Genomic DNA, 15024 nt, shown 5'->3' on the forward strand with positions numbered 1-15024 from the left:
GGGTGGGGGTGGGGGTGGGGGTGGGGGTCTTGCTGGGGGTCGGGGTCGGAGTCGGCGTGTGGCACGGCTCGATGGTCTTCGTCTCGTTGATGTTCCAGCCCTTGTCGTTCGGGTTCTCCGTGGTGGAAACCACCAGGTTCGCCTTGATCGGGGCCGTGTGGTCCTTCACCGGGAAGGTGCCGTGGAATTCCGCCGGAAAGGCCTTGGCGTCCAGGACCTTCTCGCCGTCGATGGTGAGGCTGACGGTGTTCTTCACATCAGCCTTGGGGCTGTAGTTGATCAGATCGACCACGACCTTGTCGCAGGTCACCGACCAAGTCGGCACGTGCGCCGAGGCGTTGGTGGCCATCGCCAAGGGCAGTAGAAAACCGGCCGCCGCCGTGCCGGCCAATGCCGCCGCGCCGATCCCGATGTGCCGCTGCTGTCGCACCATTACGCTGTTCCCCTCCGAACGGTCTTGTGCAGCAGGCGTGTTGAGTGGATCGCGGTGGCCCGCTACGACTGTCCGGGGGACTCTACCGGCACTTCCGCATCCCGCCACACCCCGCCGTCCGACCGGATTTCGTCTGTCCGTCCGTTCTCCGATGTGCATGACCAGCCCATCACAGCCGCCACCTCGCAGAACGCGGATTCGGCAAACTTGAATGAACTTCGTCACCTCAAGACAGAACGGCGCCCCCGGTGATCAGGTTCAATCACCGGCGGCGCCGCTTCCGTCAAGGAAGACCACTGGCACGGAAGACCACTGACCCACCTTGCCCGAACCGTCCGATTTGCACTCCCGGCCACTCCGCTCGCGCCCCGCCCCAAGATCGCCTGTAAGGCCGCCTACGATTGACCCCGTGCGTACCCCCTTCTCCCTGCTCGCCGACCGCTGGCAGCCCTCCGCCGCGATGGTCCGGCGCGCCGCGTTCGCCGCGCTGGTGATGAGCGTGGTGATCGTCGTCACCGGCGGCGCCGTCCGCCTCACCGCCTCCGGCCTCGGCTGCACGACCTGGCCCCGCTGCACCGGCGACAGCCTCACGCCCACCCCCGAGATGGGCTTCCACGGCATCGTCGAGTTCACCAACCGGATGCTCACCTACGTGCTGAGCGCGGCGGTCGGCTGGGCGATCCTGGCCGCCCGCTGCCACCGGCCGTGGCGGCGCGGTCTCACCAGGCTCGGCTGGGCCCAGTTCTGGCTGGTGATGAGCAACGCCGTGCTCGGCGGCATCACGGTCCTCACGGGCCTCAACCCGTACACCGTGGCGCTGCACATGATCGCGGCGATGGCCCTGGTCTGGGTCGCCCTGCTGATGTGGGAGCGCAGCAAGGAGGGCGACGGCCCGGCGAAGCCGTCGGTGGCCCGCCCCATCCACCAGCTCTCCTACGTACTCGTCCTCGTCGTCGGCCTGCTGGTGGCGGCGGGCACCCTGGTCACCGGCGCCGGCCACCACCCGGGCACGCCGCAGGACAACAAGATCGTCCCGCGCATCCCGATCGACTACGACAGACTGGCCCAGTTCCACGCCGACTTCGCGTTCGTCTCGGTCGGCCTCACCATCGCGATGATCTTCGTCTTCGCCGCGATCAAGGCGCCGCAGGCCGCCAAGGCCCGCACCAAGGAACTGCTGGCCGTCCTCCTCCTCCAGGGCGTCCTCGGCTTCGTCCAGTACTTCACCGACGCCCCCGAACTGATGGTCGGACTGCACATGCTCGGCGCGAGCCTCACGTGGATCGCCGCCCTCCGCATCCCCCTCGCCCTGCGCGTACGCGAAGCCGAGGAGACCGGAACCCCCGCCCCACGAACCCCCGAGCCCGCCACCGTCTGAACCACCACCGAAGGCCCCCATCGCCAGATGGGGGCCTTCGACGTCTCACGGCAGCAGCCGCCGCCCGTCGTGGGTGCGGATGACCGGTGCCGTGTCGTCCCGAAGCGCATCCAGGACACGTACCGCATAGACCTCGGCCATGCGGCCGGAGACCTCGTCCGGCGTGAGCCAGTCAACCGCCGCCGCCTCATCCGAGACCCGCGCTTCTCCACCCTCCGGTCGGCAGCGGAAAACCAGGGCGATGACTCCCAGGCGCATGTTCTTGTAGACGCCGGTCAGCCGCTCCACCCCGACGTTGACCCCAGTCTCTTCCCAGACCTCACGGCACACACCGTCCTCGACGCCCTCGCCCAGTTCGAGGACGCCACCCGGCGGCTCCCAGGTCCCGTTGTCAGCCCGGCGAATCGCGAGCACCCTGCCGTCCTCGCGCACCACCACCCCCGCGACGGACACCGAGTGGAGCGGCGCGATCACCCCGGGACTGTCACTCATCCACAGAAGACCCGAGATAGACCTTCTGCCACTCCAGCGAGGTCATCGTGAGAGCTGCCTCGACGAGTTCTCGAGCCGAGTCGGTCTTCAGGCTGCCGAGGCTGCTGTCGATCCAGAGCCGGACGTCCTGATAGCCCTGCTCCCGGTACCCGACCGCTTGGAGGAGGCATTCGAGCTCGTCGGCGTCGTGGGCGACCACCACCTCCGGGCTCTCGCCGTTCTCACACTCCGCGACGACGGCGCTGACCCCGGCGACAACGGCAGGGTGGGCGGCGCTGACCTGGTCGGCAGTCATTCGCTCATTGGAGGTTGCGATGAGGTATCGCCGGCCGATGTGCGGGATGTCGCCAGCAGCATGTGGCCTCTCTTGTCCTTTCGCGGCATCTCGCTTCCAGGTGTCGCTCGACACAGGTCCTGCTCTGCCCGACTGTCGAGGGTCGGACGGAGCAGGTCGAGGACATGGGTCCAGCTGTACTTGTCGCGTCCTCCGCCGGACTTGGGCTTGTGGGGCACGTAGTCGCCGATCAGGACGCCCATCGAGCGCAGTCGGGCCAGGCTCTCCGAATAGGCCGGGTGGACGGCCTGGGCAGAGTTGACATAGGGCTGGACGGCAACGGGGATACCGAGTCCGTACGCCTCGCAGAGGATGCCGAGTGCAAGGGTGTCGGAGATGCCGGCGGCCCACTTGTTGACGGTGTTGAACGTCGCGGGAGCGACCGCGATGGCGTCCGCCGGAGGCAACGGCTGCGGGATGCTCGGCGTGCGCCAGGCCGACCGGATCGGATAGCCGGTCTGCGCCTCGATGGCTGCCTGGTCTATGAAGCCAAGAGCGCTGGGTGTGGCGATCACCCCGACGTTCCACCCCTCGGCGTGGGCGGCGGTGATCAGTTCGTCCACGCCGTCGGCGATCCCCGAAGCACAGACGACGACATAGAGGAACGGCTCGTAGTTCTCAGTCAAATCCGAACCCCCAGCTCATGGCAGAAACGACGAAGTTCCGGGACGGCAGCGCGTCGGTCGCGGGCAGCCATCTCGCCGACCAGTTCCAGCACGCTGGGACGACGGCGAATGTCTTCAGACGCGCAGACTTCCGCGATCCTGAGCGCTTGGTATCCCTCGGCCAGTCTGCCTTGCTGGCTGTATGCCCGTGCAGCGTCCACCCAGAGCGCGGCCCGCCGCTCGGGAACCGGGATACGGCGTCGCATCAGGGGCCGAGCGGCTTCCAGTGCCGCGCCAGCGTCGCCGAGAGCCACGGCAGAGCTGACCGCATGGAGTGCGACGTTGGTGGGGCTGAAGTTCGCCCAGGATTCCGGGCCGTCGAGGGCGACGTAGCGCGCGACATCCCGAGCCTCGGCGAGCAGTTCCGCGGCTGTCACCCGGTCGCCACCTGCGCTTGCTGCGGTCACGCCACGAAGAAGCATGAGCCCGAATGCAGCAAGGTACTGGGGCGTCTTCCGGTCGTAGCTGCCGCCGAGTTGGTCGGCAGTGTGACGAACGAGGCTGATGGCGGGCGCAGTGTGCCGGTCCCGCGCGAGGACGTGGACCTGAACGCGGACGCTGGAAGCCATCACCACCGGATCACAGCTCCGATCGGCCTCGGCCATGGCCCTGCCGACCGCAAGCCACGCGTTGCCCTGATCGCCGAGTTTGAGCAAGAGGCTTGCAGCCGTCTGATAGGCCGTCGCAAGCATGCCTGAAAGAGCTTGCCCATCGCCTCGCGCCGCATTCTGCGCCTGGCGGAGGTCGGCGATCAACTGTGGCAAATCCGCTTCGAGTTCAGCGTACCGGCAGGAATAGAAGTGCCCGCGTGCCGTGGACAGCCGGGCTGCAAGTGCGGCAGGCGGCTGCAGTGGGCGATCGGAGAGTACCGGTCCGGGTAGAAGTTCTCGGACGAGCTCAATCCCCGCGCGAGGCGGCCCGGCCGGGGCCGCGAGCGCAATGACGCTCGCGGCCAGGAAGCCGCGACGGTGCATGTCGTCCGTCCTGCTGTCCGCGCCGGGGGGAGAGGCAAGACCGAGGCGCTCCGGTGGAATCTCGAGCACCGCTGCGACGGACCGCAGGACACCCACGTCCTGCGTCCCTTTACCACTCTCCAGCCGGCTGATCTTCGACTGGTGGTAGCCCAGCTCAGAGGCCACGTCCGCCTGAGTCCGACCGCTGAGCACTCGCGCCCGGCGAATCACCTCGCCGGGCGCGAGTGCCACAGAGTCTCCTGCGGTCATCCACGACATGGATCCTCCTGCCGCACCGATCACACCCGATATGCCGAGCGTAGTCACACGAGGACAACCGATGATGCGCAATCTGCATGAACCATGCGCTTTGGGCTCTGGGCCCAGCCGCCCGGCCCCCAAGTGCAGTTGCCTGGTCATCAGCAGTCTCATCCCAGTCGCCAAGGAGAAAGCGCCGATGACCCTCCTCTCGAACCCTGTGGGAAGCGACGCCGCACTTCGACCTGACCCGGGCCCGAGTGTCCACGTGCGTGCGGCACCGGCGACGGCTCGCCTGCCCTACCAGCCGGAATCGGTGGCCGCTGCGCGCCGGTTCGTCGTCGCGAGGCTGCGAGAGTGGAAGCTGGATGACCTGGCGGACGACGCCGCCGTGATCGTCAGCGAACTGGCCACCAATTCCATCAAGACCGGCTGTCAGACTCGCATGGTCGTCGGCGTGCGCCGCCCGACTCACCACATCCTCCGAATCCTCGTCGGCGACGGCTCCCGTTCGATGCCCGTGATGATCCAGACAGGACCCGACGCCACGTCCGGCCGGGGCCTGGCGATGGTCCACCGGCTCACTAACGGCCGCTGGGGCGTCACACTCCTCCCCTTCGGGAAGGTCGTCCACGCCGACCTTGCGACGCCCGCGCCGACCCCCAAATGAACTGGCAACCGCCGGAGGACGGTCACGCCCCCGACGCCCGGTGAGGCCGGGCGGCCGAGTCCTGGTCACACTGTCCGGCTGGTCCTTCGGCTTCGGTCTGGCGCTGCTCCAGGTGACCGCTCCCGGCGAAGCCACCGGCCGCTTCCTGCCCGGTTGCACGAGTTTCATGATGGCCCGCCCCCACGACCGACCGCCCCGCCAGAGCCTCGCGCTGCTTTCCGGAGACGAACGCCCGACCCGGATCGACCTCGAGACCATCGGCACGTGGACGGGCAGCTGGGTCGCGCAGCTCGCGGCGCCGTCGGCCGAGCGGCTGGGAGCCGACGGACACCAGATCCTCTCGGACGTGGCCACCTGGTCGAGGACGGTCCGGGCCGGAACCTGCCGGTCTGAAGCCGACGGCCCGGCTCCCCCCGTCCAGGGGGGAGCCGGGCCGTCGCCGCTCGAACCAGGGGCGCTCAGCCGCCGAGCTGGATGCCGGCCATCCGCTTCCACTCGTACGGGCCGGTCTTGACCTTCAGCCCAAGCTCGCCCTCGAAGTCGTCGTGCAGGGTCAGCCCGGCCAGTTCGGCGGCCCGGCGGCCGACGGCGTAGCTGGGGGCCACCTGGTCGCCCCAGGCGCCGTCCGCGCCGACCACGACGATGCGGGTGGCCACGGCGCCGACGTACTCGACGACCGCGTCGGCGCTGCCGCCGTGCTGCTGGGCGAAGCTGGTGAGGTTCTTGGCGATGCGCTTGGCGCGGCGCTCGGTACGGGCGTCCGGCGCGGCGGCGGTGGCGGTCTCTGCGCTGCTCATGCCCGCATGCTACCCACCGGTAGAGGCGCTGGCGACGGGAGCGCCCTGTGCACCGGGCCACATACTGGAGGGGTGACCTTCAAAGGCTGGCCCGCGGAGGCGCTCGACTTCTACGAGCACCTCGAAGCCGACAACTCGAAGACCTTCTGGCAGGCCCACAAGGAGCGGTACGACGAAGCCGTGCGCGCCCCGATGGAGTTGCTGCTCGCGGAGTTGGAGCCGGAGTTCGGGCCGGGGAAGATCTTCCGCCCGAACCGCGACGTCCGTTTCAGCGCCGACAAGTCCCCGTACAAGACGCACATCGGCGCCCACCTGGAGTCCGGCGGCTACATCCAGCTCTCCGCCGACGGCCTGGCCTGCGGCAACGGCATGTACCAGCTCGCCCCGGACCAGTTGGAGCGCTACCGCGCCGCCGTCGCCGAGGACGTCGGCGGCGCGGAACTGGAGCGGGTGATCGCCGCCGTGGAGGCGGCCGGCCCCCGGGTCCACGGCCGGGACTCCCTCAAGTCGGCGCCGCGCGGCTACGCGAAGGACCACCCCAGGATCGAGCTGCTGCGGCACAAGGGACTGGTGGCCTGGCAGGAGTGGGAGCCCGCGAAGTGGCTGGGCACCCGCGCCGCCCACACCCGCATCACCGGCTTCCTGCGCGCCTCCCAGCCGTTGCGGGACTGGCTGGACGACCACGTCGGCCCGTCCGGACTGCCGTCCCGCTGAAACGCGGAAGAGCCCCGGTCCAGCGGACCGGGGCTCTTCGACGTCGGACAGGCCCTACTTCACGAACGGGTCGATCGCGCACACCACGAACAGCAGCGACAGGTAGGTGATCGACCAGTGGAACAGCCGCATCTCCTTGAGCTTGGCGCCCACGATCCCGGCCTTGGCCCGCCCGTACAGCGCGTGCGCCTCGCGCAGCCAGAACCCGCCGAGGAGTACCGCGGCGACGGGGTACAGCCAGCTCATGTGCCCCAGCGGCCACACCGCCAGCGAGGTCGCCACCATGACCCAGGAGTAGGCGACGACCTGCTTGCCGACCGCCACGTTGCCCTTGACCACGGGCAGCATCGGCACGCCGGCCCGCTCGTAGTCGTCGCGGACCTTCATCGACAGCACCCAGGTGTGCGGGGGGGTCCAGAAGAACACCACGAGGAACAGCGCCACCGCCGCCCAGGACACCGAGTTCGTCACCGAGGACCAGCCGATCAGCACCGGCATGCAGCCGGCGATGCCGCCCCAGACGATGTTCTGCGAGGTGCGCCGCTTGAGCCCCAGCGTGTAGACGAACACGTAGAACAGCAGCGCGCCGAGCGCCAGTCCGGCGGAGAGCCAGTTGACGCCGAGGCCGAGCAGCAGGGTGGAGACGACCGCGAGGACGACGCCGAACACCAGCGCCTCGCGCGGGGACACCATCCCGGTGACGATCGGCCGCCGTTCGGTGCGCGCCATCAGCGCGTCGATGTCGCGGTCGATGTACATGTTGAGGGCGTTGGCGCCGCCCGCCGAGAGGTAGCCGCCGACCACGACCTTCAGCACCAGCAGCATGTCCGGGACGCCCTGCTGGGCCAGGAACATGACCGGCACGGTGCTCATCAGCAGCAGTTCGATGATCCGGGGCTTGGTCAGTGCGACGAAGGCGCCGACACGGGCCCCGAGCGGCCGGTGCGCAGGAGTCGCCCCGGTGACCCCGGCGGGACGGGTTTCGACGGCGGTCACTAACACCCCAACTGAAGATGAATCCTCGCAGGCGTCCACAGGAACGAAGGGTCCCGAATCGTCCGCTCTGCGCGTACCACGACACCATAGACGCTCCATATATCCCATCCGGCTCCGGGGTCCCCCGGCGAGGCCGAACCGCACACCCCCGGGTGAACCGACTGGGTGAAGCCACGAAGCGCCCCGGGCGGGCCCCGCTCCCCCGTCCTGTCCACCGGGGCGGCGACGGTCCGCGAACCGGGAGAGCCTGGGACGAAATCAGCCAAACCGGCCTAGTGGGAATCACCATGCGGAAATCCTGGTTGTCTCAGCACGGAGGGTGAGCCCCGGCCCGGACGGTAGGCTCGCACGCAGAAGCGGGATCTACCCTCCGTGACCGGCACCACCCAGCGTCGGGACCACAGCGCCGTGGCCGACCCGGTCCCCATTCACGGGGTCACTCTTCAATACGGAAGGAGCCCTGAGACAGGGTGAGCACTGCGCCGACGAACGCATTCGAGTGGACCGATCTGGACGAGCGCACGGTTGACACCGCGCGAGTCCTCGCCATGGACGCTGTCCAGAAGGTCGGCAACGGACACCCCGGGACGGCCATGGCGCTGGCCCCGGCTGCGTACCTGATCTTCCAGCGATTCCTGCGCCACGACCCGACCGACCCGTCCTGGGTCGGCCGCGACCGCTTCGTCCTCTCCCCCGGGCACACCAGCCTGACGCTCTACACCCAGCTGTACCTCTCGGGCTACGGCCTTGAGCTGGACGACCTGAAGGCCTTCCGGGTCTCCGGCAGCCGCACCCCGGGCCACCCCGAGCACGGCCACACCGCCGGCGTGGAGACCACGACCGGCCCGCTCGGCCAGGGCATCGCCAACGCGGTGGGCATGGCGATGGCCGCCCGCTACGAGCGCGGGCTGTTCGACCCGGAGGCCCCGGCCGGCGAGTCCCCGTTCGACCACACCATCTGGGCCATCGTCTCCGACGGCGACCTGGAGGAGGGCGTCTCCGCCGAGGCCTCCTCGCTGGCCGGCCACCAGAAGCTGGGCAACCTGGTCGCCCTCTACGACGACAACCACATCTCGATCGAGGGCGACACCGAGACCGCCTTCTCCGAGGACGTCCTCAAGCGCTACGAGGCGTACGGCTGGCACGTGCAGCGCGTCGCCCCGAAGTCCAACGGCGACGTCGACGTGGCCGTCCTGGCCGAGGCGCTGGCCGCGGCCAAGGCCGAGACGTCCCGTCCGTCGATCATCGCGATGCGCACGATCATCGCCTGGCCGGCCCCGGACGCCCAGAACACCGCCAAGGCGCACGGCTCCGCGCTTGGTGCCGCCGAGATCGCCGCCACCAAGAAGGTCCTGGGCTTCGACCCGGAGAAGACCTTCGAGGTCAGCGACCACGTCCTCGACCACGCCCGCCAGGTCATCAAGCGCGGCAAGGCCGCCCGCGACGAGTGGCAGCGCTCCTTCGAGGCCTGGCGCGCCGCCGACGCGCACCGCGCCGCCGAGTTCGACCGCATCCAGGCGGGCGAGCTGCCCGAGGGCTGGAAGAAGGCCGTCCCGTCCTTCCCGGCCGGCAAGGACGTCGCCACCCGCAAGGCCTCGGGCGACACCCTCAAGGCGCTCGGCGCGGTGATCCCGGAGCTGTGGGGCGGCTCGGCCGACCTCGCCGAGTCCAACCTCACCACCATCGACGAGGACAGCTCGTTCCTGCCCGGCGGCAACCCGCTGAAGTCGGCGAGCCCGTACGGCCGGACGATCCACTTCGGCATCCGCGAGCACGCCATGGGCTCGACCATGAACGGCATCGCCCTGCACGGCAGGACCCGCGTGTACGGCGGCACCTTCCTGGTCTTCGCCGACTACATGCGCCCGGCCGTCCGCCTGGCCGCACTGATGAAGCTGCCGGTCACCTACGTGTGGACGCACGACTCGATCGGCCTGGGCGAGGACGGCCCGACCCACCAGCCGGTCGAGCACCTGGCCTCGCTGCGCGCCATCCCGGGCCTGGCCATGGTCCGCCCGGCCGACGCCAACGAGACCGCCGTCGCCTGGCGCACCATCCTGGAGCGCCAGGCCGGCAACCCCGGCCCGGTCGGCCTGGCCCTCACCCGCCAGGGCGTCCCGACGTACGACCGCGAGGTGTTCGGCTCCGCCGAGGGCACCGCGAAGGGCGGCTACATCCTGGCCGAGGCCTCCACCGGCGACCCGCAGGTGATCCTGCTGGGCACCGGCTCCGAGGTCCAGCTGGCCGTCAAGGCCCGCGAGGTGCTGGAGGCCGAGGGCATCGCGACCCGCGTGGTCTCGCTGCCGTCCTTCGAGTGGTTCCAGGAGCAGGACCAGGCCTACCGCGACAGCGTGCTGCCGCCGTCGGTCAAGGCCCGGGTGTCGGTCGAGGCCGGCATCGCCCAGGGCTGGCGCGAGCTGGTCGGCGACCACGGCCGGATCGTGTCGCTGGAGCACTTCGGCGCCTCCGCCGACTACAAGGTGCTCTTCGAGGAGTTCGGCATCACCGCGGAGCGCGTGGTGGCCGAGGCCCACAACACCCTGCGCGCCCTCGCGGCCGTCAACCGCTAGCCGGCTTCCGGCCGCGTACCCGCCCCGCACGCGGGTACGCGGGTACGCGGCCCCTCTGACTACCCCACGAAGCAGAAGAACAAGGGACTGAGCACCATGACTGACGCATTGAAGCGCCTCAGCGACGAAGGCGTTGCGATCTGGCTGGACGACCTCAGCCGCAAGCGGCTGAACTCCGGCAACCTGGCCGAACTGGTGCAGAACAAGCACGTGGTGGGTGTCACCACCAACCCGACCATCTTCCAGAAGGCCATCGCCGGCAGCGGTGACGACTCCTACGACGGCCAGCTGCGCGACCTCGCCGTCCGCAAGGTCACCACCGAGGAGGCGATCCGCATGATCACCACCTCCGACGTGCGCGACGCGGCCGACGTGCTGCGCCCGGTCTACGACGCCTCCAACGGCCGTGACGGCCGGGTCTCCATCGAGGTCGACCCGCGTCTGGCGCACGAGACCCCCGCCACCGTGGCCGAGGCCAAGCAGCTGTGGTGGCTGGTCGACCGCCCGAACGTCTTCATCAAGATCCCCGCCACCAAGCCCGGTCTGCCCGCGATCAGCGAGGTCATCGGCAAGGGCATCAGCGTCAACGTCACGCTGATCTTCTCGCTGGAGCGCTACAAGGCCGTCATCGACGCCTACCTGACCGGCCTGGAGGCCGCCAAGGCCAAGGGCCTGGACCTCTCCCAGATCGAGTCGGTCGCCTCGTTCTTCGTCTCCCGCGTGGACACCGAGATCGACAAGCGCCTCGACAAGATCGGCGGCGACGCCAAGGAGCTGCGCTCCAAGGCCGCGCTGGCCAACGCCCGCCTCGCCTACCAGGCGTACGAGGAGGTCTTCGGCAGCGTCGACGGCAAGTCCGCCGGCAACGACCGCTGGCGCGCCCTGGAGGCGGCCGGCGCCAAGCCGCAGCGCCCGCTGTGGGCCTCCACCGGCGTCAAGGACCCGGCCCTGCCGGACACCCTGTACGTCACCGAGCTGGCCGCCCCCGGCACCGTCAACACCATGCCCGAGGCGACCCTGGAGGCCACCGCCGACCACGGTGTGGTCACCGGCAACACCATCGTCCCCAACTACGCCGACGCCAAGGCCGTGCTGGACGCGATCGCCGCCGCCGGCGTGGACTACGACGACGTGGTGCAGGTGCTGGAGGACGAGGGCGTCGAGAAGTTCGAGCAGTCCTGGAAGGAGCTGCTCGACACCGTCACCGCCTCGCTCGCGTCCTTCGCCGACGAGAAGTGACCCCCGCTCACAGCCAGCGCACGAAAGCGGAGCCCATCAAGTGAGCACTGATTTCCCAGAGTTGACGTCGGAATCGGACGCGGACGACCTCCCGCCCGCCCCGGTCAACCCGCTTCGTGACCCCTCCGACCGACGGCTCCCGCGCATCGCGGGGCCGTCCGGTCTGGTCATCTTCGGGGTCACCGGCGACCTGTCCCGCAAGAAGCTGATGCCGGCGATCTACGACCTGGCCAACCGCGGCCTGCTGCCGCCGGGCTTCTCCCTCGTCGGCTTCGCCCGCCGCGAGTGGGACGACGAGGACTTCGCCAAGGAGGTCCACGACGCCGTCCGGGACCACGCCCGCACCCCGTTCCGGGAGGAGGTCTGGCAGCAGCTCGCCAAGGGGATGCGCTTCATCCACGGCACCTTCGACGACGACGACGCCTTCGACAAGCTGCGCGAGACCATCGAGGAGCTGGACAAGGCCCAGGGCACCGGCGGCAACTTCGCCTTCTACCTGTCCGTCCCGCCGAAGTTCTTCCCGACCGTCGTCCAGCAGCTCAAGAAGCACGGCCTGGCCGACCCCCCGCAGGGCTCCTGGCGCCGCGCGGTCATCGAGAAGCCCTTCGGCCACGACCTGGAGAGCGCCCAGGAGCTCAACAAGGTCGTCCACGAGGTCTTCCCCCGGGACGAGGTCTTCCGGATCGACCACTACCTGGGCAAGGAGACGGTCCAGAACATCCTGGCGCTGCGCTTCGCGAACCAGATGTTCGAGCCGATCTGGAACCGGTCGTACGTCGACCACGTGCAGATCACCATGGCCGAGGACATCGGCATCGGCGGCCGGGCCGGCTACTACGACGGCATCGGCTCCGCCCGTGACGTGATCCAGAACCACCTCCTCCAGCTGATGGCCCTCACCGCCATCGAGGAGCCGGCGTCCTTCCACCCGAAGGCGCTGGTGGCCGAGAAGCTCAAGGTGCTCAGCGCCGTCAAGCTCCCGGCCGACCTCGGCCGGCACACCGTGCGCGGCCAGTACGCGTCCGGCTGGCAGGGCGGCGAGGAGGTCGTCGGCTACCTGGACGAGGACGGCATCAACCCGGACTCCAAGACCGACACCTACGCGGCCATCAAGCTGGAGATCAACAACCGCCGCTGGGCGGGCGTCCCGTTCTACCTGCGCACGGGCAAGCGCCTGGGCCGCCGGGTCACCGAGATCGCGGTGGTCTTCCAGCGCGCCCCGTACCTGCCCTTCGACTCCTACGCGACCGAGGAGCTGGGGCAGAACGCCCTGGTCATCCGGGTCCAGCCGGACGAGGGCGTGACGGTGCGGTTCGGCTCCAAGGTGCCGGGCACCTCCTTCGAGGTCCGCGACGTCACGATGGACTTCGCCTACGGCGAGTCCTTCACCGAGTCCAGCCCGGAGGCCTACGAGCGGCTCATCCTCGACGTGCTGCTCGGCGACGCCAACCTGTTCCCGCGTCACCAGGAGGTCGAGCTGTCCTGGCAGATCCTCGACCCGATCGAGAAGTACTGGGACACCCACGGCAAGCCCGCCCAGTACGCGGCGGGGACCTGGGGCCCCGTCGAGGCGGACGAGATGCTCGCACGAGACGGCAGGAGCTGGCGCCGGCCATGAAGATCGACCTGACCAACACGACGTCCAGCAAGATCAACGCCACGCTGATGGAGGCGCGCCGGGCCAGTGGCTCCGGTGCCGCCGGCATGGTCCTCACCCTGGTGATCGTGACCGACGAGGGCAGCGCCTACGACGCCCTCAAGGCCGCCAACGACGCCTCCCGCGAACACCCGATGCGCACCCTCGCGGTGATCAAGCGCGCCGGGCGTTCGCCGCGGGCCCGCGCCGAGACCCGGCTCGACGCCGAGATCCTGGTCGGCTCGGACGCCGGCTCCGGGGAGACGGTCGTCCTGCGGATGCACGGCGAGCTGGTCGCGCACGCCCAGTCGGTCGTCCTGCCGCTGCTCCTGCCGGACGCCCCGGTCGTGGTCTGGTGGCCGGACAATGCGCCGCTGCACCCGGCGCAGGATCCGCTGGGCTCGCTCGCCCAGCGCCGGATCACCGACGCCGTCACCGCCGAGTCCCCCGTCGGCCAGCTCGCCCAGCGGGCCCAGAGCTACACCCCGGGCGACACCGACCTGGCCTGGAGCCGGATCACCGGCTGGCGCTCGATGCTGGCCGCCGCGCTGGACCAGCGGCCGTCCCGGATCGTCTCCGCGGCGGTCGAGGGCGAGTCCTACAACCCCAGCGTCGAGCTGCTCGGCCTGTGGCTGACCAACCGGCTGGACGTGCCGGTGGACCGGGTCGTCACCGCCGGCCCCGGCATCACCGCGGTGCGCCTGCGCACCAAGGACGGGGACATCACCCTGGACCGCCCGGACGGCCTGATGGGCACGCTCTCCATGCCCGGCTCGCCGGACCGCCAGGTGGCGCTCAAGCGACGCGAGACCTCGGAGCTGATCGCCGAGGAGCTGCGCCGCCTGGACCCGGACGACATCTACGCGACGGCCGTGCGCACGCCCGTCGAGCAGCTGCACGAGCCGGCCAACGCCGAGACGGCGGCGGCCGGGCGGGTCGCCGCCGCGGTCGCCGAGGCCGCGGCGACCGCGCCGGAGCGGAGCGCCGCCGAGGACGCGGGCAAGCAGCCCGCGAAGAAGGCGGCCGGGAAGCGCGCCGGCAAGGAGAGCGCATGACCAACGCGACCCCGCAGCTGGTCGTCCACCGGGACAAGGAGCTGATGGCCCAGGCGGCCGCGGCCCGGCTGATCACCCGGATCGTGGACGCCCAGGCCGCCCGCGGCACCGCCTCGGTGGTGCTCACCGGCGGCCGCAACGGCAACGCCCTGCTGGCCGCGATCGCCGCGTCCCCGGCGCGCGACGCGGTCGACTGGGGCCGGTTGGACCTCTGGTGGGGCGACGAGCGCTTCGTGCCCGCCGCCGACCCGGACCGCAACGCGGTCCAGGCCCGCGCCGAGCTGCTGGACGCCGTCCCGCTCGACCCCGCGCGGGTGCACGAGATGCCCGCCTCGGACGGGGCCGACGGCTCGGACGTGGAGGCCGCCGCGGCCCGCTACGCCGAGGAGCTGGCGAAGGCCGCCGGGCCGGGCGACCGGCTCGGCGTCCCGGCCTTCGACGTGCTGCTGCTCGGCGTCGGCCCGGACACCCACGTCGCCTCCCTCTTCCCCGAGCACCCGGGCGTGCGGGAGACCGAGCGGACCGTGATCGGCGTGCGCGGGGCCCCCAAGCCCCCGCCGACCCGGATCTCCCTCACCCTCCCGGCGATCCGGGCGGCCCGTGAGGTCTGGCTGCTGGCCGCCGGTGAGGACAAGGCGGGCGCGGTCGCGCTGGCCCTGTCCGGCCCCGGCGAGCTCCAGGCGCCCGCCTCCGGCGCGTACGGCCGCAGCCGCACCCTGTGGCTGCTGGACCGTGCCGCCGCGGAGCGGATCCCGCCGCAGCTCTACCCGCCGGCCTCGGCGTAGCGGCCCGTGACGCCGGAGTGACGCGAAGGGCGCCACCGTCAGTCGACGG

General features: G+C 70.3%; 13 protein-coding genes and 2 pseudogenes. 8 read left to right on the forward strand and 7 right to left on the reverse strand.

Annotated elements, in window-relative coordinates:
* A pseudogene (locus IF30_RS0116670) lies at positions 1-433 on the reverse strand (sortase-dependent protein); the annotation flags it as partial.
* A 400-nt stretch (positions 434-833) separates the two neighbouring features.
* On the opposite strand from IF30_RS0116670, the gene IF30_RS0116675 reads away from it, so the two are divergent.
* The gene (locus IF30_RS0116675; RefSeq protein WP_030238375.1) at positions 834-1811 is read left to right on the forward strand and encodes a COX15/CtaA family protein; all 978 of its coding nucleotides are present in this window, start codon (positions 834-836) and stop codon (positions 1809-1811) included.
* A gap of 45 nt (positions 1812-1856) precedes the next feature.
* Here the strand turns inward: IF30_RS0116675 and IF30_RS0116680 are convergent, their stop codons facing one another.
* The 4 genes and pseudogenes from IF30_RS0116680 to IF30_RS0116695 all read right to left on the reverse strand — a co-directional run bounded on the left by IF30_RS0116680 (position 1857) and on the right by IF30_RS0116695 (position 4534).
* On the reverse strand, positions 1857-2303 hold the full coding sequence (locus IF30_RS0116680; protein ID WP_030238378.1) for an NUDIX hydrolase: 447 nt from the start codon (positions 2301-2303) through the stop codon (positions 1857-1859).
* The gene (locus IF30_RS0116685) at positions 2296-2598 is read right to left on the reverse strand and encodes an HD domain-containing protein (protein ID WP_324605635.1); all 303 of its coding nucleotides are present in this window, start codon (positions 2596-2598) and stop codon (positions 2296-2298) included. The genes IF30_RS0116680 and IF30_RS0116685 overlap by 8 nt, the downstream gene beginning before the upstream one ends.
* 131 nt (positions 2599-2729) lie before the next feature.
* A pseudogene (locus IF30_RS0116690) lies at positions 2730-3263 on the reverse strand (flavoprotein); the annotation flags it as partial.
* A complete protein-coding gene (locus IF30_RS0116695) occupies positions 3260-4534 on the reverse strand; it encodes a helix-turn-helix domain-containing protein (protein WP_030238387.1) in 1275 nt (424 codons plus the stop codon). The pseudogene IF30_RS0116690 and the gene IF30_RS0116695, both read right to left, overlap by 4 nt.
* Before the next feature lie 178 nt (positions 4535-4712).
* Between IF30_RS0116695 and IF30_RS0116700 the strand changes: the two genes are divergently transcribed.
* On the forward strand, positions 4713-5183 hold the full coding sequence (locus IF30_RS0116700; protein WP_158835211.1) for an ATP-binding protein: 471 nt from the start codon (positions 4713-4715) through the stop codon (positions 5181-5183).
* A 458-nt stretch (positions 5184-5641) separates the two neighbouring features.
* Here the strand turns inward: IF30_RS0116700 and IF30_RS0116705 are convergent, their stop codons facing one another.
* Positions 5642-5980: a hypothetical protein gene (locus IF30_RS0116705; protein WP_030238391.1), complete on the reverse strand. Its 339-nt coding sequence runs from the start codon at positions 5978-5980 to the stop codon at positions 5642-5644.
* A gap of 72 nt (positions 5981-6052) precedes the next feature.
* Here IF30_RS0116705 and IF30_RS0116710 point away from each other — a divergent pair, with 72 nt between their 5' ends.
* Positions 6053-6694 (forward strand): DUF2461 domain-containing protein, encoded by a 642-nt coding sequence (locus tag IF30_RS0116710; RefSeq protein ID WP_030238395.1) that lies wholly within the window; start codon positions 6053-6055, stop codon positions 6692-6694.
* 54 nt (positions 6695-6748) lie between these two features.
* Here the strand turns inward: IF30_RS0116710 and IF30_RS0116715 are convergent, their stop codons facing one another.
* Positions 6749-7696: a heme o synthase gene (locus tag IF30_RS0116715; protein ID WP_030238398.1), complete on the reverse strand. Its 948-nt coding sequence runs from the start codon at positions 7694-7696 to the stop codon at positions 6749-6751.
* A 464-nt stretch (positions 7697-8160) separates the two neighbouring features.
* Between IF30_RS0116715 and tkt the strand changes: the two genes are divergently transcribed.
* The 5 genes from tkt to pgl all read left to right on the forward strand — a co-directional run bounded on the left by tkt (position 8161) and on the right by pgl (position 14975).
* Positions 8161-10260, forward strand: a complete 2100-nt coding sequence (gene tkt / locus IF30_RS0116720; protein WP_030238401.1) for a transketolase — start codon at positions 8161-8163, stop codon at positions 10258-10260.
* A 96-nt stretch (positions 10261-10356) separates the two neighbouring features.
* Positions 10357-11499, forward strand: coding sequence for a transaldolase (gene tal, locus IF30_RS0116725; RefSeq protein ID WP_030238404.1), 1143 nt, complete (start codon positions 10357-10359; stop codon positions 11497-11499).
* Between the two features lie 61 nt (positions 11500-11560).
* On the forward strand, positions 11561-13117 hold the full coding sequence (gene zwf / locus IF30_RS0116730) for a glucose-6-phosphate dehydrogenase (protein WP_030238406.1): 1557 nt from the start codon (positions 11561-11563) through the stop codon (positions 13115-13117).
* The gene (gene opcA, locus IF30_RS0116735; RefSeq protein WP_030238408.1) at positions 13114-14190 is read left to right on the forward strand and encodes a glucose-6-phosphate dehydrogenase assembly protein OpcA; all 1077 of its coding nucleotides are present in this window, start codon (positions 13114-13116) and stop codon (positions 14188-14190) included. The genes zwf and opcA overlap by 4 nt, the downstream gene beginning before the upstream one ends.
* Positions 14187-14975 (forward strand): 6-phosphogluconolactonase, encoded by a 789-nt coding sequence (gene pgl, locus IF30_RS0116740; RefSeq protein ID WP_030238410.1) that lies wholly within the window; start codon positions 14187-14189, stop codon positions 14973-14975. Before opcA ends, pgl begins: the two co-directional genes overlap by 4 nt.
* Positions 14976-15024 lie beyond the last annotated feature (49 nt).

Source organism: Streptomyces sp. NRRL S-350 (genome assembly GCF_000719705.1).
Lineage (GTDB): Bacteria > Actinomycetota > Actinomycetes > Streptomycetales > Streptomycetaceae > Kitasatospora.

What these genes read in the sequence shown, in the direction of transcription:
- IF30_RS0116680 (WP_030238378.1), bottom strand. Translation starts at nt 2,303, where the DNA reads ATGAGTGACAGTCCCGGGGTGATCGCGCCGCTCCACTCGGTGTCCGTC.
- IF30_RS0116685 (WP_324605635.1), bottom strand. Translation starts at nt 2,598, where the DNA reads ATGACTGCCGACCAGGTCAGCGCCGCCCACCCTGCCGTTGTCGCCGGG.
- IF30_RS0116695 (WP_030238387.1), bottom strand. Translation starts at nt 4,534, where the DNA reads ATGTCGTGGATGACCGCAGGAGACTCTGTGGCACTCGCGCCCGGCGAG.
- IF30_RS0116700 (WP_158835211.1), top strand. Translation starts at nt 4,713, where the DNA reads ATGACCCTCCTCTCGAACCCTGTGGGAAGCGACGCCGCACTTCGACCT.
- IF30_RS0116705 (WP_030238391.1), bottom strand. Translation starts at nt 5,980, where the DNA reads ATGAGCAGCGCAGAGACCGCCACCGCCGCCGCGCCGGACGCCCGTACC.
- tal (WP_030238404.1), top strand. Translation starts at nt 10,357, where the DNA reads ATGACTGACGCATTGAAGCGCCTCAGCGACGAAGGCGTTGCGATCTGG.
- opcA (WP_030238408.1), top strand. Translation starts at nt 13,114, where the DNA reads ATGAAGATCGACCTGACCAACACGACGTCCAGCAAGATCAACGCCACG.
- pgl (WP_030238410.1), top strand. Translation starts at nt 14,187, where the DNA reads ATGACCAACGCGACCCCGCAGCTGGTCGTCCACCGGGACAAGGAGCTG.